Annotated in this window: 23 protein-coding genes and 1 tRNA gene; 11 read left to right on the top strand and 13 right to left on the bottom strand. The window is 63.7% G+C overall.

What is annotated here, in order from left to right:
- Positions 1-5: 5 nt before the first annotated feature.
- Positions 6-473: a hypothetical protein gene (locus K1177_RS03805; protein WP_224701993.1), complete on the top strand. Its 468-nt coding sequence runs from the start codon at positions 6-8 to the stop codon at positions 471-473.
- Here the strand turns inward: K1177_RS03805 and K1177_RS18550 are convergent.
- The 3 genes from K1177_RS18550 to K1177_RS03790 all read right to left on the bottom strand — a co-directional run bounded on the left by K1177_RS18550 (position 470) and on the right by K1177_RS03790 (position 1,587).
- Positions 470-727, bottom strand: coding sequence for a response regulator transcription factor (locus tag K1177_RS18550; RefSeq protein WP_224701992.1), 258 nt, complete (start codon positions 725-727; stop codon positions 470-472). The two genes, K1177_RS03805 and K1177_RS18550, sit on opposite strands and share 4 nt — an antisense overlap.
- Positions 728-818: 91 nt before the next feature.
- On the bottom strand, positions 819-1,070 hold the full coding sequence (locus tag K1177_RS03795) for a helix-turn-helix transcriptional regulator (protein WP_224701991.1): 252 nt from the start codon (positions 1,068-1,070) through the stop codon (positions 819-821).
- A gap of 280 nt (positions 1,071-1,350) precedes the next feature.
- A complete protein-coding gene (locus K1177_RS03790; RefSeq protein WP_224701990.1) occupies positions 1,351-1,587 on the bottom strand; it encodes a helix-turn-helix domain-containing protein in 237 nt (78 codons plus the stop codon).
- A 98-nt stretch (positions 1,588-1,685) separates the two neighbouring features.
- On the opposite strand from K1177_RS03790, the gene K1177_RS03785 reads away from it, so the two are divergent.
- A complete protein-coding gene (locus K1177_RS03785) occupies positions 1,686-1,997 on the top strand; it encodes a hypothetical protein (protein ID WP_224701989.1) in 312 nt (103 codons plus the stop codon).
- Positions 1,998-2,212: 215 nt separating this feature from the next.
- On the opposite strand, the gene K1177_RS03780 is transcribed toward K1177_RS03785, so the two are convergent.
- The 3 genes from K1177_RS03780 to K1177_RS03770 form a co-directional block, all read right to left on the bottom strand.
- Positions 2,213-2,303 (bottom strand) — tRNA-Ser (locus K1177_RS03780).
- A gap of 331 nt (positions 2,304-2,634) precedes the next feature.
- Positions 2,635-3,333 carry a glutathione S-transferase family protein gene (locus K1177_RS03775; RefSeq protein WP_224701988.1) on the bottom strand — a complete coding sequence of 233 codons (699 nt, stop codon included), beginning with the start codon at positions 3,331-3,333 and terminating at the stop codon, positions 2,635-2,637.
- A 133-nt stretch (positions 3,334-3,466) separates the two neighbouring features.
- Entirely contained in the window at positions 3,467-3,907 is a 441-nt protein-coding gene (locus tag K1177_RS03770; protein ID WP_224701987.1) for a glyoxalase superfamily protein, read from the bottom strand.
- A 328-nt stretch (positions 3,908-4,235) separates the two neighbouring features.
- Here K1177_RS03770 and K1177_RS03765 point away from each other — a divergent pair, with 328 nt between their 5' ends.
- A complete protein-coding gene (locus tag K1177_RS03765) occupies positions 4,236-5,003 on the top strand; it encodes a sulfite exporter TauE/SafE family protein (RefSeq protein WP_224701986.1) in 768 nt (255 codons plus the stop codon).
- Here K1177_RS03765 and K1177_RS03760 read toward each other — a convergent pair.
- The gene (locus tag K1177_RS03760) at positions 5,000-7,099 is read right to left on the bottom strand and encodes a molybdopterin-containing oxidoreductase family protein (protein ID WP_224701985.1); all 2,100 of its coding nucleotides are present in this window, start codon (positions 7,097-7,099) and stop codon (positions 5,000-5,002) included. The genes K1177_RS03765 and K1177_RS03760 overlap by 4 nt on opposite strands.
- A 270-nt stretch (positions 7,100-7,369) precedes the next feature.
- On the opposite strand from K1177_RS03760, the gene K1177_RS03755 reads away from it, so the two are divergent.
- Positions 7,370-7,672, top strand: a complete 303-nt coding sequence (locus K1177_RS03755; RefSeq protein ID WP_224701984.1) for a hypothetical protein — start codon at positions 7,370-7,372, stop codon at positions 7,670-7,672.
- Between the two features lie 34 nt (positions 7,673-7,706).
- Here K1177_RS03755 and K1177_RS03750 read toward each other — a convergent pair whose 3' ends face one another.
- The 3 genes from K1177_RS03750 to ndk all read right to left on the bottom strand — a co-directional run bounded on the left by K1177_RS03750 (position 7,707) and on the right by ndk (position 10,431).
- On the bottom strand, positions 7,707-9,650 hold the full coding sequence (locus K1177_RS03750; RefSeq protein WP_224701983.1) for a DEAD/DEAH box helicase: 1,944 nt from the start codon (positions 9,648-9,650) through the stop codon (positions 7,707-7,709).
- Between the two features lie 155 nt (positions 9,651-9,805).
- Positions 9,806-10,009 carry a tautomerase family protein gene (locus tag K1177_RS03745; RefSeq protein WP_224701982.1) on the bottom strand — a complete coding sequence of 68 codons (204 nt, stop codon included), beginning with the start codon at positions 10,007-10,009 and terminating at the stop codon, positions 9,806-9,808.
- Positions 10,009-10,431, bottom strand: coding sequence for a nucleoside-diphosphate kinase (gene ndk, locus K1177_RS03740; protein ID WP_224701981.1), 423 nt, complete (start codon positions 10,429-10,431; stop codon positions 10,009-10,011). The genes K1177_RS03745 and ndk overlap by 1 nt, the downstream gene beginning before the upstream one ends.
- A 298-nt stretch (positions 10,432-10,729) precedes the next feature.
- Between ndk and K1177_RS03735 the strand changes: the two genes are divergently transcribed.
- The 4 genes from K1177_RS03735 to K1177_RS03720 all read left to right on the top strand — a co-directional run bounded on the left by K1177_RS03735 (position 10,730) and on the right by K1177_RS03720 (position 14,987).
- The gene (locus K1177_RS03735) at positions 10,730-12,592 is read left to right on the top strand and encodes an ABC-F family ATP-binding cassette domain-containing protein (protein WP_224701980.1); all 1,863 of its coding nucleotides are present in this window, start codon (positions 10,730-10,732) and stop codon (positions 12,590-12,592) included.
- The gene (locus tag K1177_RS03730) at positions 12,589-13,017 is read left to right on the top strand and encodes a cupin domain-containing protein (RefSeq protein WP_224701979.1); all 429 of its coding nucleotides are present in this window, start codon (positions 12,589-12,591) and stop codon (positions 13,015-13,017) included. Before K1177_RS03735 ends, K1177_RS03730 begins: the two co-directional genes overlap by 4 nt.
- 132 nt (positions 13,018-13,149) lie before the next feature.
- Positions 13,150-14,010, top strand: a complete 861-nt coding sequence (locus tag K1177_RS03725; protein ID WP_224701978.1) for a DUF4344 domain-containing metallopeptidase — start codon at positions 13,150-13,152, stop codon at positions 14,008-14,010.
- A 41-nt stretch (positions 14,011-14,051) separates the two neighbouring features.
- Complete coding sequence (locus K1177_RS03720; protein ID WP_224701977.1) at positions 14,052-14,987, top strand: DUF4344 domain-containing metallopeptidase; 936 nt, start codon at positions 14,052-14,054, stop codon at positions 14,985-14,987.
- Here K1177_RS03720 and K1177_RS03715 read toward each other — a convergent pair.
- The 3 genes from K1177_RS03715 to K1177_RS03705 are packed head-to-tail and all read right to left on the bottom strand — an operon-like array spanning position 14,980 to position 17,531.
- The gene (locus tag K1177_RS03715) at positions 14,980-15,597 is read right to left on the bottom strand and encodes a YitT family protein (RefSeq protein ID WP_224701976.1); all 618 of its coding nucleotides are present in this window, start codon (positions 15,595-15,597) and stop codon (positions 14,980-14,982) included. The genes K1177_RS03720 and K1177_RS03715 overlap by 8 nt on opposite strands.
- Positions 15,594-16,040 carry a DNA polymerase III subunit chi gene (locus tag K1177_RS03710; RefSeq protein ID WP_224701975.1) on the bottom strand — a complete coding sequence of 149 codons (447 nt, stop codon included), beginning with the start codon at positions 16,038-16,040 and terminating at the stop codon, positions 15,594-15,596. Before K1177_RS03710 ends, K1177_RS03715 begins: the two co-directional genes overlap by 4 nt.
- 9 nt (positions 16,041-16,049) lie before the next feature.
- Positions 16,050-17,531 carry a leucyl aminopeptidase gene (locus K1177_RS03705; protein ID WP_224701974.1) on the bottom strand — a complete coding sequence of 494 codons (1,482 nt, stop codon included), beginning with the start codon at positions 17,529-17,531 and terminating at the stop codon, positions 16,050-16,052.
- 205 nt (positions 17,532-17,736) lie between these two features.
- Between K1177_RS03705 and K1177_RS03700 the strand changes: the two genes are divergently transcribed.
- From K1177_RS03700 to K1177_RS03690, 3 genes are read left to right on the top strand one after another with little or no spacing between them, the layout of a single operon-like run.
- The gene (locus K1177_RS03700; protein WP_224701973.1) at positions 17,737-18,807 is read left to right on the top strand and encodes an LptF/LptG family permease; all 1,071 of its coding nucleotides are present in this window, start codon (positions 17,737-17,739) and stop codon (positions 18,805-18,807) included.
- Positions 18,771-19,874 (top strand): LptF/LptG family permease, encoded by a 1,104-nt coding sequence (locus K1177_RS03695; protein ID WP_224701972.1) that lies wholly within the window; start codon positions 18,771-18,773, stop codon positions 19,872-19,874. Before K1177_RS03700 ends, K1177_RS03695 begins: the two co-directional genes overlap by 37 nt.
- Complete coding sequence (locus tag K1177_RS03690) at positions 19,871-22,192, top strand: LPS-assembly protein LptD (RefSeq protein ID WP_224701971.1); 2,322 nt, start codon at positions 19,871-19,873, stop codon at positions 22,190-22,192. Before K1177_RS03695 ends, K1177_RS03690 begins: the two co-directional genes overlap by 4 nt.
- Positions 22,193-22,310 lie beyond the last annotated feature (118 nt).

Below are 22,310 nucleotides of genomic sequence, written 5' to 3'. Positions count from 1 at the left end.
CGATCATGCAGGTGCCGGCGCGCCTCCGGTGGACAGTTGAACAGGGCAGGTTCGCAGCGTACCCACTCGGTAACAACAAGCGTGACCGGCTGGCGATCGTGCAGCACCAGGCGCACCGCCCCACCGGGAGTCAGTGGTGGTGGGCCGTGCGGTGGCCAGGGTGGTTTGCCGATGACGGCGTCGCCGCCGAAAAACAGGAGGCCGCCGACCGTGCGACTGAAGCCTGGTGGCGCCTCATAGTCACGCCGCAGCCGCGGGACGTGGATGCTGAGCTGGACGTCATTGTCGCGCGCATCCTGGTGATGCCGCCGCCAAATAGCCTATTCTCGGAACCGACCGATTACCTGCAGCGGCTCAACCAGATGCTAGCGCGCCAATACGCCACTGAGATGAAAGCGGAGACTATGCCGCCGGCAGTGCGCAATGTGCTGGCGGGGCTGTCGGCGGAACTGTATCGGCGGCGGGTGGGTTAGGGATCCACCGGGTCACCAGCCATCCATCTGACAAGTTCAACAACGTTCTTGCACTGTAGTTTCAGCATCGCATTGCCGCGGTGAACCTCGATCGTGCGATCGCTGATACCCAAGCGTTTACCGATCTGTTTGTTCGTATGGCCAGCATAGAGAAAATGTAGAACCTGCTTTTCCCGATGTGTAATTCTATTTTCTAGGCGAAGTCTGTCGTTAAAATCGATTGTGCTTGCAATTGACGGGTTCTGCTGTGGCACGACCAGCCCCCAAATAGGTCATGCGCTAACTTATACAACAGACTAGCTCGGTCCTTATAGGGAATCTACGTAGACCGTGCGATGTCGTTATTCACCCAACAGCCCATTCGTCGTCGTCATCCTCGCCGTCGCTAGGCAATGCCGCAAACGACTTCTCAACTGCGACCCTGGACCATACCCGGCGCGCGTCGATCTGTTTTGGCTTTGGCATGCGGCCGTCCTTGACCATCTCGTCAAACTTGCTTGGCGATACGTCTATAAAGGCGGCCGCCACTTCGCGCGACAAGCCGATCGGCTGGAGGCTACGGGGCAGAGCGTCGCCGCGGCGCGGTTTCTCGGTCATCAGAGTCGTCTCTTTTTAGAACCATTTAGAGCGGCTTGCTCCCGCTCCCACTTCAACATTGGGTCCTCTTCACTTTCGCCATCCTGAGGCACCCAAGGTTGGCCGGCCAGCGCCCGCTCCAGTTGCACACGACTCCATCGGCGCGTCCCCATAATGGCCGGCGGCACGATACCGCGACGCACCCAACCGTCAAATCCGCTTGGCGTCAGGCCACATAGCTCTGCGGCCTGCGGGCGCGTTAGCGTTAGTGCCGTCAGGGAGGAAGCGTCCGGTTGCCTGCTCATCGCAAAGCCACCCCAGGGCCTGCGGCAGTGTCACCGTCGCCGAGGAACTGCACGCCGGCCGCCTCAAGGGCTGCCCGGATCGCGGCAAGATTGTTTGGGCCTGGCAGGCGCCGGCCCTTCTCGAAATCGCGGATTGTGCTCTCGCTGAGATTCGACATGGCGGCCAGTTTAGACTGCGACCAATCGAGTAGGCCGCGTGCGGCCCGAGACTGTTGAGTAGTGATTGCTTCCATGTAATCCGACTACCACAAACGGAAACCGTTGACACCTGCTGGATTTCGTGTTTTACGTTAACTATTAACGAAAATCGTTGGCCGCAGGAGCAATCGCCATGAACGTCGCCCAGATCACCCGCCTTGCCGAAATCGAAACCGCGATCACCAAGTTCATTGCGGCAAACGCAGCCATCCCCAACACGGCGACAGACGATGTCATGGACGCAGCGCTGGAGGCGGCCAGCGACGCGCTCAGTGCGGTTGCGGCGACGCGCTCCAATTCTCTCGAGGCCGTCGATCGCAAGCTGAAATTCGCCACCACCCTCGACTCGCTGGGCGGCTGGGATGACATGACGGCGGAACTCCGCGCCGAATGCCGGCACGAGGCTGTTGCGCTGGAACTGTTCGGAGTGCGCCGCGCCGCCTGAAGGGGGCTGGTGACGTGCCGGTAGTATCAATCGCGTCGTTTTAGCTGTTGGCACGATCGCGCTGGCCGATGGTGCGCACGTGTAGCAGCAAGAGAATCCCTGCCCCGGCCAATCGCCACGCGCATTCCCTGGAACACCTGCCGGGGTGGGGAGCACTTATCGAAGTTATGGCAAAAGGCGAATAACCCGAAAAAACTCAATGAAATCAAGGGGAATGGCGGAGAGGATGGGATTCGAACCCACGAGACCCTTTTGAGATCTGCGCCCTTAGCAGGGGCGTGCCTTCGGCCACTCGGCCACCTCTCCGTCAGGGCGTGGATACCGGGCATGGTTGGATATGGCAAGCGCTTTTTGCCCCCAAATGCCCCCTGCCCCCAAGCGGTTGCGCAAGGCGGGTTTTTGCGGGGACGGCGGGCAGTGTGTCAGCCCCGCGACGCCTGCGCCCAGGCTGGGAAGGAGCCTTCAGCAACGGGCTCTGTGGCTGCCTGCTCGCCTGCCACGCCGCCCAAAGTCCGCGCCAACAGCGCCCACTTGGCAAGGTGGGAATCAAAAGCCCCGGCGTGGGGCCGGACGGCAGCGCGAGGCTGGCCGAGCGTCCCATGCCGGGGCGAAAGCGTGTGGAACCGGTGCGCGCCGATCAGCGCTGGTTGAACAGCACCTTCTGGGCGTCCTTGTCGGTGGCCAGGTTCGAGCTGGGCACGTCCTTGCCGACATTGAGGCCCTTGGCGACGCCGGGGCGGGCATTCATGCGGTCGAACCAGGCGCCAAAGGCGGAGAATTCGTTGCGGTCAATGCCGTAGCGTTCCCAGGACTGGGCCCAGCCGATGCTGGCGATATCGGCGATGGAATAGTCGCCGGCGATATAGTCCTTGCCCTTGAGCTGGTCGTTGAGCACGCGGAACAGGCGATGGGTCTCGTCGCTGTAGCGCTTGATGGCATAGGGGACTTTTTCGGGCGCATAGACGCTGAAGTGGTTGTTCTGGCCCAGCATGGGGCCGAAGCCGCCGACCTGCCAGAACAGCCATTCGTCCACCTTGACCTGCTGGCGCGGATCGGTGGGATAGAGCTGGCCGAACTTGAGGCCGAGATATTTCAGGATCGCGCCGGATTCAAAGATCGAGATAGGCTGGCCATCGGGGCCCTCGGGATCGACAATGGCCGGGATCTTGTTGTTGGGCGAAATGGCCAGGAACTCGGGCTTGAACTGGTCGCCCTTGCCGATGTCGATGCGGTGATAGACGTAGGGGACACCAAGCTCTTCGAGCATGATGTGCACCTTCTGCCCGTTGGGCGTGGGCAGGGAATAGACGTCAATCGGCTTGGTCTGGGTGGTCATCGCGATTCCATTCACGGTTGCGGTTACCCCGACTATATCGGTGCTTTACGATGGTAGGCAAGGCAACCGCGTGGGATTGCCTTGCCCCGAGTGACGCATCTGCGGCACAAATGTTGCGCGCATGCTGCGCATTTCAGGCGCGCTTCAGCACCATCTGCGGCCGCCCATTGCCGCGCATGGCGGGCGAGATGCCATGCACGTCCACGGTCGCCACCACGCGCTGGCGCAGGGCGGCGAACATGAGATCAGGCGTCACATTCACCGGCTGATCGAACATGATAGTGACCGTGCTGTGCTGCATATCGCCCAGCAGTTGCACGCCGATCAGCTTGCCGGTGAAGGGCTGGTCGAGATAGGTGCCGGTGACGCGCTGGCCGACCTGGAAGGCGATGGGCGCCCGGTCGGGCAGCATGGCGCGGGCGGTGTTCCAGTCACGGAAGCCGTGGCTACGGGCTACGCGCTCGAGCGCAGCGCCATGGGTGATGGTTTCGCCAGCAGCGGCAGCACTTTCGCGCAGCGCCTTGGCTTCGGACTTCAATGTCTGGACGGATTGGATATCGAGTGAAAACGACATGACAGGACCTCTCATTTGCATGAGGCGACTGTTGCATGGGTGCTCGCATTGCCATGAAGCGCCTCGCAAAGATGAACCTGATCAGTTCGTCTGCTCGGGACTGGACTTCACCGTCGGAATGACTTCCGGCGAGCGGCAGGTGCCAGCAACCGGGGGCGGATATGCGCCTCATGGCCAGCATTGTCAACTCCGCCGCCCCCTCCGCGATCAGCAATGGTGATGGGCGCGATCACACATTTCGGTTGGGCATGGGCGCCACAAGCGCGTAAGCAGCAGGCAGGCGCGACAGACCAAGAGCCCGTTCCGGGCCGGCGCGCGGGGAGAGAACATGATCGAAACGCTGTTCCTGCTGCTGGCCGGTCTGGTCGGTGGCGCGCTCAATTCGCTGGCCGGCGGCGGCTCGTTCATCGTGTTCCCAGCGCTGCTGCTGGTGGGTGTGCCGCCCGTAATTGCCAATGCTTCCAACACCTATGCCGCCCTGCCCGGCTATATGAGCGGCGCGTATGGCTATTGGCACGCCATGGCGGCGCACAAGCATCGGCTGGTGGTCTATGGGCTGGTGGCGGCGGTGTTCGGCTATATCGGCGCAGAACTGTTGCTGGTGGTATCCAACGAGCTGTTCAGCCTGGTGGTACCCTGGCTGATGGGCTTTGCCGTGCTGCTGTTTGCCTTTGGCAACAAGATCAACGGCTTTGTGGCGGCACGCGGCGGCGGCCGACGGGGCATGAAACTGGCCGGCTCGGCGCTGCTGATGGCGTTCCTGGCCGCCGTCTGCGTCTATGGCGGGTTCTTCAATGCCGGGCTGGGCATCCTGCTGCTGGCGTTCCTGGCCACAGCGGGGCTGACCGATATTCACGCCATGAACGGGCTCAAGCTCTACGTGTCGAGCATTGTGGCGCTGGTGGCGGTGGCGCGCTTTGCGGTCAGCGGCTCCATCGATTGGTATCACGGCTCAATCGCGCTGGTGGGCGTGGTGGTGGGCGGCTACCTCGCCGCCCGCAATGCGCACCGCATCCCTGCCAGGTGGATCCGCCTCGCCGTGATCGTCTATGGCGTGTTCATGACCGGCTATTTCTTCTGGGGCGCCTATTTCTAGGGCGCGTCGGCCCGGCGAATCCACACCGCCGCATCGTGGAAGGCCGCGCCGCCGAAGGGTGGCGCGGGCGTGGCATTGGTCAGCGTATTGATGCCCCAGCCGCCGCGATGCGCCTTGTTTTGGTGCAGGCCCTCGGCGATCAGCACACCGGTGGGCAGGCCCGTGCGGATGCGGGCGGTGAGATCGACCTGGCCACGGCGATTGCCGAGCGTGACGAAATCGCCATCGGCAATGCCAAGCTCCGCCGCATCATCGGGATGGATGAAGACCGAAGGCGCGCCTTCGCGCTTCTGGCTGCCCGGCGTCTCGTTGAAGCTCGAATTGAGGAAGGCGCGCGCCGGGCTGGTGGCCAGGCGGAAGGGGTGGGTGGCGTCGGTCGCTTCGGTGATGGCCCAGTGGCCGGCAAAGCGCGGCATCTCGGCTGGGTCGCAGACCCATTGATAGGGCTTGCGCTCTGTGGCGCCCTGCCAGTTGGGCGCAAAGCGGAAGCGTTTGTCCGGCCAGGCAAAGCCATCGGCAAATCGCGCCTCGGCATCGGGGCGCTCGCGATCGACAAAGCCGGTCTGTTCGACCGCGTCGAGCGCGGGATAACCGGAGCGCCGGAAGGTCTCGGCAACGATGTCTCGGTCGCTGGCGTGAAAGCTGGGGTCATCGAGCCCAAGGCGCAGCGCCAGGGCGTTGATGACCTCGTGGTTGGAGCGCGTCTCGCCCGGCCGCTCGATGACGGCGGGGCCATAGAGCACGCGGGTGTGGCCGCCACGGGTATAATAGTCGTTGTGTTCGAGGAACATGGTGGCGGGTAGCACGATATCGGCCAGTGCCGCTGTCTCGGTCATGAACTGCTCATGCACCACCAGGAAGAGATCCTCGCGCGACAGGCCGGCGCGGGTCAGCGTCTGGTCGGGGGCGACGGAGGCCGGATTGGTGTTCTGCACGATCATAGCCATGACCGGGCCACCGCCCTTTAGCGCTTTGCTGTCGCCGGTCAGCACCGGGCCGATCTCGGACATGTCGAGCCAGCGCGGATCACCCTTCTGGCGGGCTGCGCCGGTGATGGCGGATTTGTCGAGCCGCCAGGTGCCCGAATTGGAATGGAAGGCGCCGCCGCCGCGATGTTGCCAGGCGCCGGTCATGGCCGGAATGCACAGCGCGGCGTGCATGGCCGTGGCGCCATTGCGCTGACGGGTGAAGCCATAGCCCAGGCGGAAATAGCTGCGCGGCGTGGTGCCGACCAAATGGGCGAATTGGGTGATCTCGGCGACCGTCAGGCCGGTGATCTCGGCGGCCCATTCGGGCGTGCGGCTGGCGAGATGGGCCTCGAACTCCGGGCTGAAATCGGTGTAGCGGGCCATATAGGCGCGGTCGGCGAGATTTTCGCGCAGCAGGATGTGCATCACCGCAACGGCCAGGGCGCCATCGGTGCCGGGGCGCAGGATGAGGCCGAGATCGGCCTGGGCCATGGTGGCGGTTTCATAGATATCGATGACCACGACCTTGGCGCCGCGCTCCTTGCGGGCGCGCATGGCGTGGGTCATCACATTGACCTGGGTGTGCACGGCATTGGTGCCCCAGATGACCACGCAGTCGCTCTCGGCCATCTGCTCGGGATTGACGCCGCCCAGCAGGCCCGTGCCGGCGATGAAGCCGGGCCAGGCCAGGCCGGTGCAGATGGTGTCGTATTGGCGGGAATAGCCCTTGGCCGCGCGCAGCCGGTCGATGCCGTCGCGGTGCACATGGCCCATGGTGCCCGCATAATAATAGGGCCAGATGGCCTCCGCGCCATGTTCGGCTTCAATGGCGGAAAAGCGCCGCGCGATTTCGTCCAGCGCCTCGTCCCAGGTGATCGGCGCGTATTGGCCACTGCCCTTGGGGCCCGTACGCCGCAGCGGCTGGGTCAGCCGGTCGGGGTGGTGCACGCGCTCGGCATAGCGGGCGACCTTTTCGCAGATGACGCCGGCCGTATAGGGATCGTCCTTGGCGCCGCGCACACGGCCGATGGTGCGATTGTCGATCACATCGACATCGAGTGCACAGGCGGATGGGCAATCATGCGGGCAGACCGAGCGAACGGTGCGAGAGACGAGCGTAGTGTTCATGGCGGGACGGTAGCCGAGGCGGCCATCGGCCTCAATGCAATTGCGGTGATGTCGGCCATCGCTTTTGCGAATGGGGTCTCTTCACATGTTGATTCAGCTTTGCGAGGGCGTGATTCAACCCCGATGGCCAACCCCTTGCCTTTGATGGGGATTTGCCATTTCGCGCAGTCTCGGACTCTCGGCGGAAAAATGCCGGTCTGGACTGTATTATTTGACGCTAAACTGGCCTGACGCTGAAACAATTTCCGGATGGTGGCCGTTGCTGCTGGCATGTGCACGCCAGTCTCCTCGCCGCCGCGGTTTCACCGCGTTTCCACAGTCAATCCACGGGACAATGCCATCGCCATCCGCATGTTCACCGACCCGGCTGGGCTGGTCTGCGTGGTCAGCGCGCCGGTCCGGCAATGGGGCCTCCGCGTGTTCACGCCCACACCTTCCGCACCGGATGCTGCACTGGAAGCCCTGCCCTATGCGCAGTTCCTGATGCACTATCTGGGGGCCGAGCGGGTCGAGGTGGAACTGGACGCCAATCTGGAGTGGCACGCCGAGTGGGGCACGTTGCTGGCAGGCTAGACGAAAAAGGGGGCCGAGGCCCCCTTTATGTCGATCAGATCTGCGGCTTGCGCTTGGGCTTGTGGTCCTTGGCGCGCGGGGCGCCATCGGGCTTGCCGGCCCACTTTGGCTTGCCCTTGTCCTTGTTGGCCGGGGCCTTGCTCACCTTGGGCGGGCGCGGCTTGTCGAAATCCGGCTTGGGTGCGCGGGACGCGGTGTCTTCAGCCGGATTCCAGCTGCCGGTCACCGGCGCAGCAAAGTCATCCTCTCGCAATCCGGCAGAGCCGTAGCGCGCCTTGCGGTCGGCACGCTCGGGGCGCGGTGCGTTGGGATCGTAGCGCTCCACCGGGCCGGGCGGACGGCGCTGCGACGGGGGCGGGCCGACGCGACGTTCGCCGGGACCGTCGACCGGCGCAATGGTGACGCCACGCTCCCCGGAGCCGTTCTTTTCCACGCTACGGGCAAAGGCATCGGCCTTGGGCGCGGCAACTTCAAAGATGGATTCGGTATCGAAGATGCGGATCGAGCCGATGGCCGTCTTGGTGACATTGCCGGCCTTGCACAGCATGGGCAGCAACCAGCGCGGCTCGGCCTTGTGCTTGCGACCGACCGAGACCTTGAACCAGGTGCCGCCCTCGAATTTTTCGCGGACGCGCGGGTCGCTGTCGCCGGGCGCGCCGGGAACCGGCGACGCGGTGACATCCTCTGGCGCCGGGCGGGCCGCCAGTTGCTGGCGCAGATAGGCGGCGGCAATGGCCTCGGGCGTGTAGCGGGCGAGAAGCTGGCCGACGAATTCGGCCTCTTCCTCGGCCACGGGCAGCGTCAGCGCTTCAGCCGACAGAATGCCCTCGCGGAAGCGGGCATCGATCTCGGCGGCCGATGGCGGCGCCATGGTGGTGACATCGAGCTTGGCGGTCGCCAGCACCCGCTTGGCGACATTGCGGCGATGCAGCGGGGCGATGATGACGCAGGTGCCCTTGCGACCGGCACGACCGGTACGGCCCGAGCGGTGCAGCAGCGTATCGGCATTGGTCGGCAGATCGGCGTGGATGACGAGGTCGAGATTGGGCAGATCGATACCGCGGGCCGCCACGTCGGTGGCTACGCAGATGCGGGCGCGACCATCGCGCATGGACTGCAGCGCATTGGTGCGCTCGGCCTGGCTGAGTTCACCGGACAGGGTCACCACATCAAAGCCGCGATTGTGCAACCGAGCCGAGAGATGCTTCACGCCTTCGCGGGTGGAGGCGAAGACGATGGTGTTGACCGATTCAAAGTAGAGCAGCGTGTTGATGATGGCGTTTTCGCGCTCGGCGGTCGGCACCAGCATGAGCTTGTAGTCGATGTCGGCATGCTGCTCGGTGGCCGAGGTGGCGGCGACGCGCAGGGCATTGCGCTGGAAGGTCTTGGCCAGCTGGGCGATGGCCTTGGGCACGGTGGCCGAGAACAGCAGCGTGCGGCGGTCTTCGGGGGCGGCGTCGAGGATGAACTCAAGATCCTCGCGGAAGCCGAGGTCGAGCATTTCATCGGCTTCGTCGAGCACCACGGCGCGCAGGGCGGACATGTCCAGCGCTCCGCGCGTAATGTGATCGCGCAGGCGGCCCGGCGTGCCCACGATGATATGAGCGCCGCGTTCAAGCGCGCGACGCTCGGTACGGGCATCCATGCCGCCCACGCAGGAGGCGGTCTTGGCGCCGGCATCGGCATAGAGCCAGTCGAGCTCGCGCTGCACCTGAAGAGCCAGTTCGCGGGTGGGGGCGATGACCAGGGCCAGCGGGGCGCCGACCTCGGTGAAGCGGTCGGTATCGCCGAGCAGCGTGGTGGCGATGGCCATGCCGAAGGCGACGGTCTTGCCCGAGCCGGTCTGGGCGGAGACCAGCAGGTCTCGCCCTGCGGTTTCGTCTTCGATAATGGCGGACTGCACGGGCGTCAGCGTCTCATAGCCTTTGGCGGCCAAGGCGCGAGCGAGCGGGGCAGAAATGGTATCAGGCAGTGACAATGGGATTCTTTCGGGTGGGTGAGAACCCCCACCCTGCCCTCCCCTTTGATGGACGGGAGTGCGCGAAGGAGTTCCGGATTTTAGTGCACAATAGCACATACAAGCAAAAAAGGCCGCCCGGCGGGCGGCCTTCGCATTTCAGGGGTGCGGCGGGGTCAGTCCTTGGTCTGCTGACGCAGTTCGGCGACCGACTTGCCCTTGTGGCCCCAGTTTTCCAGCGGCACATCCTCGATGACGATATGCGTGTTGTCCGGGTTCTTGCCGAGCACCTTGACCATCACATCCGTAATGCCGGCGATGACGGCGGATTTCTGCTCCGCCGTTGCGCCTTCGACAATGCGAACGCTGATGAAGGGCATTAGCCGACCAGTTCGTCGTCGTTGAAGAAGAACTTGATTTCTTCGGCAGCGGTTTCCGGAGCGTCCGAGCCGTGCACGGAGTTTTCGCCGATCGAGAGGGCGAATTCCTTGCGGATGGTCCCTTCAGCGGCGTTGGCCGGGTTGGTGGCGCCCATGACTTCGCGGTTCTTCAGGATGGCGTTCTCGCCTTCCAGGACCTGCACGACGACGGGCGAGGCAATCATCTGCTCGACCAGTTCGCCAAAGAAGGGGCGTTCCTTGTGGACCGCGTAGAAGCCTTCGGCCTGGGCGCGGGTCATGTGGATTTTCTTGAGGGCGATCGGGCGCAGACCGGCTTCCTCGAACTTGGCGACGATCTTGCCGATGAGGTTGCGACGGACGGCATCCGGCTTGATGATGGAGAAGGTGCGTTCGAGCGCCATGGGTAGATCCTTGAATGGGTCTGTTGGAAAGGTCGCGCCTTGTAACGGGAGACTGCGACACAGGCAAGACGGCTGAGTGCAGCAATCGCCGGGATGGTTGACCGTGCCGACCGCATAGCGCCAAATCGGGCGCGTTCGGCCCATTGTTGCGCGACGCCGGGCACCTCGCATGCGGGAATGCCGGTTGCCATTGCGGCGACATGACTTTATCGGAGCACAGAGACTTCTTTTGCAGGGCCCGGACCGGGCTGCCCGGTATTGCGGGCACCCTGCCCTCTTCCATAGATTGCCGCTCGCCATGCTGACCATCAACAACCTCGTCTATCGCATCCAGGGCCGCGAACTGTTCGAGGACGCCTCGGTGGTGCTGCCGACCGGCTCCAAGACCGGCTTTGTGGGCAAGAACGGCACGGGCAAGACCACGCTGTTCCACCTGATCCAGGGCCATATCCAGGCCGATGCCGGCAGTATCGAGCTGGTCAAGAAGGCCCGCATCGGCGCGGTGGCCCAGGAAGCGCCGGCTGGCAATGAGAGCGTGCTGGATGTGGTGATGGCCGCCGACAAGGAGCGCACGGCGCTGCTGGCGGAATCGGAGACCGCGACCGACCCCGACCGGATCAGCGAGATCTATACGCGCCTAGCCGATATCGACGCCTATACCGCCGAAGGGCGCGCGTCAGCGATCCTGAAAGGTCTCGGCTTCGAGCAGGACCGGCAGAATTCGCCGACGCATGAGCTGTCCGGCGGCTGGCGCATGCGCGTGGCGCTGGCCGGCGTGCTGTTCAGCCAGCCCGACCTGCTGCTGCTGGACGAGCCGACCAACTATCTCGATCTCGAAGGCACGCTGTGGCTGGAGAAATATCTGGCCACCTATCCCTATACCGTCTTCATGATCAGCCACGACCGTGACCTGCTCAACAAGTCGGTCAATTCAATCATCCACCTCGAACACAAGAAGCTGACATTCTACAAAGGCAATTACGACACGTTCGAGAACACTCGTCGCATGCAGATGGAGCTCAACAACAAGAGCCGCGACAAGGCGCTCGACCAGGTGGCGCATCTGCAGAAGTTCGTCGACCGCTTCCGCGCCAAGGCGACCAAGGCCAAGCAGGCCCAGTCGCGCATGAAGATGATCGAAAAGCTCAAGCCGCCGGCGGCGATGTTCGACGAATATGCGGCGCCCTTCACCTTCCAGCAGCCCAAGGCCGAACAGGCGACACCGATGATCACGCTGGACGGCGTGTCGGCGGGCTATGGCACCAAGACCATCCTGCGGCAGATCAACATGCGCATCGATCCCGGTGACCGCATTGCGCTGATCGGCGTGAATGGCAACGGCAAGTCGACCTTCGCCAAGCTGTTGGCCGGTGACATCAAGCCGATGGGCGGCAGTTTCAACAAGGGCAAGAAGCTCGAGATCGCCCATTTCGCGCAGCACCAGATGGACAAGCTCAAGCCGGACTGGACGCCGTTCGAGCATGTGGTCGAGCTGATGCCCACCGACAGCGAGGCGCGGCGCCGCTCGCGGCTGAGCCAGATGGGTCTGACCAAATCGCGCATGGACACGCTGGCCAAGAATTTGAGCGGCGGCGAGCGCGCGCGCCTGTTGATGGGCCTGATCACCTTTGGCGGGCCGGGCATGATGATCCTGGACGAGCCCACCAACCACCTGGACATCGACAGCCGCGACGCGCTGGTGCACGCCCTCAACGACTATGAAGGCGCCGTGCTGATCATCAGCCACGACCGCCATCTCATCGAGGCGACCTGCGACACGCTGTGGATCGCCGAGAACGGCACCATCCGCGAGCTGGACGAGGATCTGGACAGCTACCAGGCCAGCATCACCTCGTCCAAGGAGGGCAAGGGTGGCACCAAGGCCGAGCGCAAGGCCAACAAGGCCGAGGCCGCTGCCCGCCGCGCCGAGATCGCGCCGATCAAGTCCGCCATCAAGGATGCCGAAGCCAAGATCGCCCGGCTCAAGACAGAGCTGGCCAAGGTGGACGCGCAGCTCGAAGACCCCAAGGTCTATAATGGCAATCCGGAGCGGGTGATCGCCCTGGGCAAGGACAAGGCACGCTACAGCGCCGAGATCGACGCCAATGAAGAAAAGTGGCTGGAGCTGAGCGCGCAGCTGGAAGAGGCCGAGCGGGCATGACTGCGCTCATCGCCCAGGATGTGATCGCCACGCTGGGGCTGAAGCCGCATCCCGAGCGCGGCTGGTATGTGGAGACCTTCGCCGATCCGGCCAGTGTGGACGGTCGCGCCCGCTCCACCGCGATCTATTATCTCCTCCAGGCGGGCGAGGCCTCGCGCTGGCACCGCGTCGATGCTGTGGAGGTCTGGCACTATTATGCCGGGGCGGCGCTGGAGCTGTCGGTCTCCGATGGGTCCGAGACCGTGGTGAACCGGTTGGGTAATGACCTGGCCGCGGGCGAGCGGCCGCAGATTGTGGTGCCGGCGCACGGCTGGCAGGCCGCGCGCAGCACTGGCGCATGGACGCTGGTGGGCTGCACGGTTGCGCCCGGCTTTGTGTTCTCGGGTTTTGAACTGGCTGCGCCGGATTGGACGCCACGGGGCTGAACCCCAGGGGGCAATGGCACCCACCGGGTTCCCAAGCCTCCATTGCGACACCGTTTAGCCTTTTTGGGACAGCACGTTGACAGCGGGCGGCCATTGTCCTTGTGTGGCTGTGAGATGGGCTGAGAGCATCGCATGGGTTTGCGTCGATCACATCTGCTGGGAAGCCTGGTCGCGCTTGTGCTGGGCCTGACGGGCGCGGCACAGGCCACCGAACTCAGCAAGGATGAGTATCGCGAGCAGCGCCGCTTTGCGGCCAACAACAGCATGTTCGTGCTCTACCATGAGATGGCGCATCTGCTGTTTGACCAGCTGCAACTGCCAGTGCTGGGCCGCGAGGAAGACGCCGCTGACAATGTGGCCACCTGGACGCTGCTCAACAAGGGTACGGAGCGGGCCGACCAAGCGGTGCGTGATGCGGCGCGCGGCTGGTTCCTGTCCGGCATCGCCTATGACAGTGGCGGCGTGGAAAGCGACTATGCGGCGGCGCATGCGCTGGACAAGCAGCGCGCCTATCAGATCGTGTGCCTGATGGTGGGCAAGGACGAGCCAAGCTTCCGCCCGGTGGCAGAAATGTATGACGTGCCGGACTATCGGGTGGAGAGCTGCGCCTGGGACTATGACGTGATCAACCGCAGCCTGCGGCGCGTGCTGGATCGGGGCCAGGAATTCACCGGGCAACAGACCCGGGTGCGCGTGACTTACAAGCCTGCCGGTGGCGCCCTGCGCGAAGCCGCTGACGCCTTCAAATCCAGTGGCGTATTCGACCAGGTGGCGGACGAGCTGCGCCAGCGCTTCCGCCTGCCCAGGCAGGTGCGGTTCAATGCCGAGCGCTGTGGCGAGCCCAATGCATTCTATGATCCGGACACGGTGGAAATCATCTTCTGCTACGAGCTGATGCAGGATTATATGGACCTCTATGCTGCCGAACTGCCCAAGACCGGGGCGACCGGCGGCAAATCGGGGACCGGCAAGCACAAGCCGCCCCGCAACTGAGGGCGTGGCCGCGTGGGGCGGCCGGGTGGAGAGACACAGAAATGAAACGACTGATCGTAGCGGCGACCCTGTTGGGGGCGGCGGCGCTGGGATGCGGGCAGGTCAATGCGCAGGAGTTGGCGCCCGAAGACGCGCAGGACGCGATGAACTTCGCGATGCATGATGCGGTGTTCACGACCTATCACGAAATCGGGCACCTGCTGGTGGGCGAGCTGGAATTGCCCGTGCTGGGCAAGGAAGAGGATGCCGCCGATGCGCTGGCGACGATCCTGCTGCTCAATGACGAGGCGGACGAGGACAGCTACAACGCCTTGGTGGACAGCGCGGATGGCTGGTACTTCAATGCCGTGAAGTCGACCGGCGCGGGCGTCGATGATTTCTCCTACTATGACGAGCATAGCCTGGACATCCAGCGCGCCTATGCCATGGTCTGCATGATGGTGGGCAAGGATCCGGAAGCCTTTGCCCAGACCGCCGAAGCCTATGATCTGGACCAGGACCGGCGCGATGGCTGCGTCTATACCTATGAGCAGGCCCTGACATCATGGGTCAAACTGCTCGAGCCGCACGCGGTGACCAAGGATCGCGGCGCGCCGATCACCGTGGTCTATGACGATGCCGGCGACTACGAGGTGTTCGCCCAGGAGCTCAAGGACCGCCAGATTCTCGAGCGCGCCGCCGAGATGATCGAGAGCAGCTATGTGCTGCCTCGCCCCATCACTTTCCGCGGGACGCTGTGTGGTGAGGCCAATGCCTACTACAGCCCCTCCAATGGCGAGGTGACCTACTGCTACGAACTCGCGGACGACATGTTCGGTCTTTATGTCAACGATATCATGGGCTTGGTTGCAGACAACGAAAGCGATGATTCAGGTGACACGGCCGAGATGCTCGATCCCAAGCAACGCCCGGTGACTGACAGTGCTGGCAAGATGGACCTGAGTGGCTCGCTCAGCGACGCCAAACCGGCTAACTGAAGCCGACGTAGCGGCCGGGCTTGTGGTTGGTGGCAATGATCATGTTGAGCACCAGCGCACCCAGCAGCGAATAGGCCACCCGGTCAAGTGGGAGCACGAAGAGTGCGGCGACCATGATGACGGCATCCACGCCGATCTGGAAATAGCCGGCGCGGATGCCAAAATTCTCCTGCAGGTAGAGCGCCAGGATATTGATGCCGCCCACGCTGGCCTTGTGGCGGAACAGCGAAAGAATGCCCAGCCCCATCAGCCCACCGCCAACGAGGGCTGCATAGAGCGGCGCGATGGTGGCAATGTCGAGCCAGTGCGGGATTTGCGCAGAAAACAGCGAGACCAGCGCCACGCAGACAATCGTCTTGAGCGCAAAGACCCACCCCATGCGCAATACGGCCAGCACATAGAACGGCAGGTTGATGGCAAAGAACAGCCAGCCGAACGGCAGACCGGTGGCATATTGCAGCAGCAGGGCCAGGCCGGCGCTGCTGCCGGTCGTCAGGGTGGCGTGGGCATAAAAGACAATCCCCAGCGAGACCAGCATGGTGCCGATGAGCATGGCGAAGATGTCTTCGTGCAGCTTATGGCGGCTGGGCGTGGAGAGGTCGGGCGTCATCCCTTCTTGACCCAGCGCCCTTCGGGTTCCTGCTGCCAATAGGTGAGCTGGCCGGCCCCGCGCAGCGCCTTCCAGGCGAGGCGCGCCTCAGCCACGGCATCCGGATCGTGGCCGGAGAACATATAGACAATGCGCTCGTAGCCCTCGCCCGATTGCGGCACGGCCCGGTCGACAAAGAAACGGCAGGCCGCGGCGTTGGCGTTGTCGGTACCGGTGGTGATCAGCACAGGCTGGTGGGCGTCACCCGGCCCGCCTTCCATCCCATGTGGCAGGAAGCTGTCGTCGCGATAGGTCCACAGGTGAGCATCCAGGGCCTGGGCGCGCTCGGTGGAGCCGACCTCGACCACGGCCCGCCAGCCGCGTTCGAGCGTTTTCTCGAGCAGTTGCGGCAGCACGGCCTCCAGCGGGCGCGGCTCCAGATGATAGAACAGGACATCGGTCATGGCGCGAGCTTAGCCCTGGTAGAAGTCCCTGACCAGCCGATCGAGCAGGGCAACGCCGAAGCCGGGCGCCCAGGAGGTGTTGACCTCGGTGTTGGCGGCGCCAAAGGCAGTGCCGGCGATATCGAGATGGGCCCAGGGCGTGTCGTTGACGAAGCGCTGCAGGAATTGCGCGGCGGTGATGGAGCCCGCCGGACGCCCGACCGAGTTGCGAATGTCGGCGAACTTGGACTCGATCAGCTTGTCGTAGGCCGGGGACAGCGGCATGCGCCAGAGCTTCTCATTGGCCGAGAGACCAGCGGCAAGAAGGCGCGTCGCCAGTTCGTCATTGTTGGAGAAGAGCCCGGCATGTTCATGGCCCAGCGCGACGACAATGGCGCCGGTGAGCGTGGCCAGGTTAATCATGAACTTCGGCTTGAAGCGGTCCTGCGTGTACCAGAGCGCATCGGCGAGGACGAGGCGGCCTTCGGCGTCGGTGTTGATGACTTCGATGGTGGTGCCGCTCATCGCCTTGACGATGTCGCCGGGACGCACCGCGCTGCCTGAAGGCATGTTTTCCACCAGGCCAATGACGCCAACCACATTGACCGGGGCCTTGCGGGTGGCCAGGGCCAGCATGAGGCCGGTGACAGCAGCGGCGCCGCCCATGTCGCCCTTCATGTCCTCCATGCTGCCGGCCGGCTTGATAGAAATACCGCCTGTGTCGAACACTACGCCCTTGCCGACGAAAGCCAGCGGAGCATCGTCGGGATTGCCGCCGCGCCACTGCATGACGACCAGGCGCGCCGGGCGATCCGAGCCCTGGGCAACGCAGAGCAGCGAGCCCATGCCGAGCTTTTCAAGCGCCTCGGGCTCGAGGATTTCGACGGACACGCCAAGATCGGCCAGCGACGCGGCGCGGGCGGCGAATTCGACAGGGCCCAGCACATTGGCCGGTTCGTTGACGAGGTCGCGGGCCAGCAGCGTGCCGTCGACCGTGGCACCACGATCAGCAATGGCGGCATTGGCGGCAGCGGGATCGGCCAGTTTGAGCGTGATGGTCAGGCTCGGCGGGCCATCCTCGGGCCGTGGCGACTTGTAGCGATCAAAGCGATAGTGGCGTAGACGCAGACCGGCAACGAGCTCACCGATCGCCTGGGGCGTGGCCTCGGCCTCATCAATCACCACCGAAACCAGGCTCGCCCGGGTCGCGGCAATGCGGGCAAGCAGCGAGCCGCCGCGGTCGGTCCAGGCATTGAGCGGGCCATCGGCGGCCGGCCGGCCACTGCCCAGAACAAGGACCCGCGCGCCGCCGCTGGCGATGATATCGAGCGATTGGCCCGGCCGACCACGGAAGGCGCCGGCGGCGGCAGAGGCCGCCCAATCGAGCCCAGTCGATGCCCAGACGGCAGCGGCGGCGCCGGTCGGGGCCTGATCCTCCCTGGCATAGATCACGGTCAGGGCGGCCGGCTCGCCGTTGAACGCGGCGGTGCGGATAGTCAGGGTCTGGGACATCAATAGGGCCTTGGTGGCAGGGAGAGCATGCGCTGGGTATTTTGCGCTTACATTGAGATGTTTGGCAGCCGCGTCAATCCCGCAACAGGCGGGGAAGAAATCCCGCAGCGGTGCGCTGCCGGGTTGCCTGTGGCGCCGAAGTGAACCAATGTCCCGCCGAGCCCAAGGCCATATTTGCGGCATCCGGAGACGTTAGTCAGGCAGAATGAAGCGTTTGACGTCCTATCTGGCCCGCATGTTCGTCGCCGATGCGATGATTCTGTTCGCAGTGGTGTGCTTCCTGCTCTGGCTGGTGAACTGCCTGCGCTCGTTCGATGTGATTTCGGTCAAGGGCCAGGGCCTGCTGACGCTGGCCTATCAAGGCGTGCTGACCTTGCCGCCGCTGGCGATCTCGTTCTTTTACGTGTGCATCGGCATCGGACTGTCGCGGGCGCTGCAGGCGCTGCAGACCAATCGCGAGCTGCACATCGTTCACATCAGCGGCGGGCTGCGCTCGCTGTGGAGCGCCACGGGCGTGGTGGCCGGGGCCGGCGTGATCGGCGTGCTGCTGCTCAGCAATTTCATCGAGCCGCTGGCCAATCGCCAGCTCAACCAGCTCAACGCAAGCATTGCCGCTGACCTGGTCAGCTCGACACTCAAGCCCAAGCGCTTCACCCAGGTGACGCCGGGCGTAGTGATGCTGATCGGAGGACGCGAGGGGGACGGCGAGATCACCGAGTTCTTCGCCGACGACCGGCGCGACCCCAAGACCCGGCGCACCTATATGGCCAAAACCGCACGGGTTTCGACGGACGGCGAGAACTATGTGCTCGAACTGCGTGACGGCACGCTGCAAAATGCCGACGCCAACGGGCGGTTCTCCGAGGTCACCTTCGCGCGCTATGACGTGGGCGTGGACCAGTTTTCGCAGACGATCGCGGAGTCGGACCCCATCTACAGCACGGATAGCGTGACGCTGGTGACCGAAGCGCTCGCGCGCGGCGAATGGGCGCCGCGCGTGCTGGAGACGCTGGGCAACCGGGGCGCAGAGGGCCTGCGGGTGGTCGGGATATGCCTTCTGGTGCTGGCAATGACAGGCTTTCCCAGCGGGCGACGCGCGCGTTTCAATATCCCCTTCGAGGCAGTGGTGCTGTTGCTGGCGTTCAGTGAGCGCGGCCTCAGCGCGTATAGCCCGCTTGGGCCGGCAACCGGCGCACTGGTGATGATCGTGGCGGGCGTTATGGCGCTGGCCATCAAGCTGTGGCCAAGGCCCGCACCGATGGTGGCAGCGACATGACCCGGATCGACTGGCTGGTACTCAACAGACTGGGGAGCCGGATCGGCGTCACGGTCTTTATCTTCTACGGCATCATCATGCTGGCGGAGTCGCTGGACACCTGGCGCTTCAATTTTGTCGCCGACAATTTCGGTGTGCCCATGGCAGCGCTGATGGTCGCCATGAGCGCCGTACGCTGGACCATCAAGACACTGCCAGTGACGGTGCTGATGGGTGCCATCCTGGGGTTCATCGACCTGAAATCGCGCCACGAGCTGACGGTGATCCAGTCGAGCGGCATTTCCATCTGGCGGGTGGTGCGCGCGCCGACCATCGCTCTGGCGTTGGTGAGCCTGGTGGTGGCGCTGGGCGGCGAAACGGCAAGCACATTGATCAATCGCGGGCTCTATCCGACGCCGCCGGGCCAGAGCACGATGCAGACACCCTCGGGCGAAATCTGGCTCGAGCAGCGCAGCGGCGAGGTGCACTATGTCATGCTGGCAACAGGCATGCAGCCGGGCGGCACCGTGCTGGGCAATGTGACTGTGTTTCGGATCGATGTCAGTGACGAGGACCGCATCGAGGCTACCGAAGCACAACTGCAGGACAATGAATGGGTGTTCCCCACCGCCACGGTACGGACTGCCGACTCCCCTGCCCGCACCATACTGAACTATCGCCTGCCCACGACGTCGAGCTCGGGTGAGATCAGCCTCAAAATGGCATCGACGGAGGACATGACCTTCTTCGAGTTGGCGTCGCTGTTGCGGCTGGGCGTGGCCGATCCCTCCATCCGCAGCGCGGCAACGATGCGCATGATCAAGCTGCTGGCGTTGCCGCTTGTGCTGACCGGCTCGCTGTTCATTGCCTTTGCATTTACTGCGGGTTATCGAAGGTCGTCTAATTATGGTCCGGCGGTCCTGTACGGGATCGTGCTGGGCTTTGTTGTGTTCGTGATTACCGAGATGGCCGACCGAGCCGGGTCGACTGGCGTTCTCGATCCCGCGTTTGCAGCAATTGGACCGGCATTGGTGGCCATCGTGATCGGCCTGACGGTGCTGCTACACAAGGAAGACGGGCGCGCGTGAGAATCAAGCTGTCCAGGGAGTGGATCGGGGTCGTGACCCGCCTGGCGGCAGCCAGCGCGGTGGCGCTGCTCATGGCCGGCGTAAGCCTGCCTGCCGCCCATGCCCAGGGCCTGATCCCCGCGGACTTCTTCAACGCCCCGATCGATCCGGCGTCGCCAGCCGAGATCGAGGCGGATACCCTCAGTTTTGACAATGCCACCAACACGATCACTGCATCAGGCGATGTGGTTCTCAGGCGCAGTGGCTATACGCTGACCGGGCAAAGCCTGGTGTATAACCGCACCACCAGCGACGCGCGTTTTGTCGGCTCGGTGACGATCAAGGATCCTTCGGGGAACCTGACCGAGACCAATGACCTGACGCTGACAGGCGGGATGAAAAAGGCTTTCCTGGATGCGATGACGATCACCACCTATGATGGTGCCCGCATCACGGCCGACAGCACGGACTATGATGCGGCGCTGCAGACGCTGCTGATCAATGCCACCTATGCGCCCTGCGGCGAGTGTATCGACGCCAAGGGACGCCGCATCGGCTGGTCGATGAAGGCAAAGCGGATTGTCTCCAACTCGGTCGACAATTCCCTGACCATGGAGCAGCCGACGCTCGAACTGCTGGGTATTCCTGTAGCCTGGTTGCCCTATCTGTGGCTGCCAGACACCAGCAACGAGACCCTGAACCGCATCCCCAAGCCAACCTATGCCTATACCGAGAAGACCGGGCACAGCCTGGCGTTTTCCTCGATGGTCTATTCGAGCCGCTGGACTGACATCATTCTCACGCCCACAGTGATGAGCCGGCAGGGCCTTCTGGTGGGCGCGGAATGGGTACAGCGCTTCGAAAAGGGCTCGTTCAGCATCAAGGCTTCGGGCCTTTATCAGCGCGACCAGAGCGCCTTCACCTTCACCGAGGCCCAGCGCGACTGGCGCGGCGCCATCCAGACCAGCGGCAGTTTCACGCCGATCGAGGACTGGACGGTCGGCTGGAGCTATACGACCTTCACCGACGCGGCCTATCTGCCGGACTACACCCGGACCGATGCCAAGTCCTCGACCAATCAGGTCTATGCGACCAATGTCACGGCCGACACCTACATTGATGCCCGCATTCAGCAGTTCAACCAGTTGGGCAATGTCACGGCGGCACAGCAGGGTGAACAGGGGCGTGCACTGCCCGCGCTGACCTTTGAGCGCATCAATGAGTTGGGCCCCGGCATGGGGCGCATCGAGATCAGCGGGCGCCTGCTAGGGGTACAGCGCGATGTGGATTCGGTCGGCCGCTCGCTGACCAATGCTACGGGCGGCAAGGTGCCCTATACCTTCGGCTATGCCGGCATGAAGCAGCATGCCACGTTCCAGCTCGGCTGGCAGAACCAGTATATCGGCGGCGGCGGCTTCGTTGCCACGCCCTATCTCGGCGGTCGCGCTGACGTTGCCTATTACGATGGCACCAGCCCCACCCTGCCGGGCGCGACGACACTGTGGAGCGCAACACCCATCGCGGCCATGGACGTGCGTTTCCCTATGGCCGCCAGCGACGGCAGCACCGTGCATCTGGTCGAGCCGATCGCACAGCTGGTTTATCGCGGCTCGAACACTTCCAAGGTTGGCATCACCAATGACAATGCGCAGAGCTTTGTCTTCGATGACACCAATCTGTTCAGCTACAACCGCTTCTCGGGCACGGACCGGCAAGAGACCGGCCTGCGTGCCAATATCGGCGGCCGCTATCAGGTGAGCTTTGCCGACGACAGCTATTTCGAGATTGTCGCAGGACAGTCGTTCCAGCTGGCGGGGGTAAATGCATTCTCGCTGACCGATCCGGTGCAGATGGGCGCAGGCTCAGGCCTGGACCGCGGCGCTTCCTATGCGGTGCTGGGCGCCTATGGCACGTTCAAGCCAGGGCTGACGGTGGGCGGCAAGCTACAGGTGGATACCGGCACCGGCCAGGTTATGCGTTCGGGCGCCGGGGCCAATTTTTCGCAGGACGGCTATTCGGCTGGCGTGAGCTACAACTTCATTGCTGCAAACCAGGCTGTCGGCGTTCTGACGGACCAGCATGAAATCTATGCAGAAGCCGCCGTACCAGTTGCCGAGTACTGGACGGTTTCGGCCTTCAGCTACTGGGACCTGCTCAACAACAGCTGGACCAAGGGCGGACTGGGGCTGAAGTATGACGACGGCTATCTGATGCTGGGCGCCAATGCCACCAAGTCCAATGCGGTCGTGGACGATACCACCATTACGGCGACCTTTGCCATCAAGGCGCCGGCAGGGCTCAACCTGGGCTATAGCCGCGCCTTCACGGCCGCGCAGTAGGCAGAACCGGATTTTGGCCGCATTGTGTGGGCAATTGACACAGTGCGATTACAGCCGCATGAGAGCGGTCAGCAGATTTCAAGGCGGAAAATGACAATGGCGAACGGTGTGTTTGGTC

This window comes from Devosia aquimaris, assembly GCF_020169335.1.
GTDB lineage: Bacteria > Pseudomonadota > Alphaproteobacteria > Rhizobiales > Devosiaceae > Devosia > Devosia aquimaris.
Note: the sequence above shows the minus strand (reverse complement) of the source record. Positions and strands in the feature narration are given on the sequence as shown.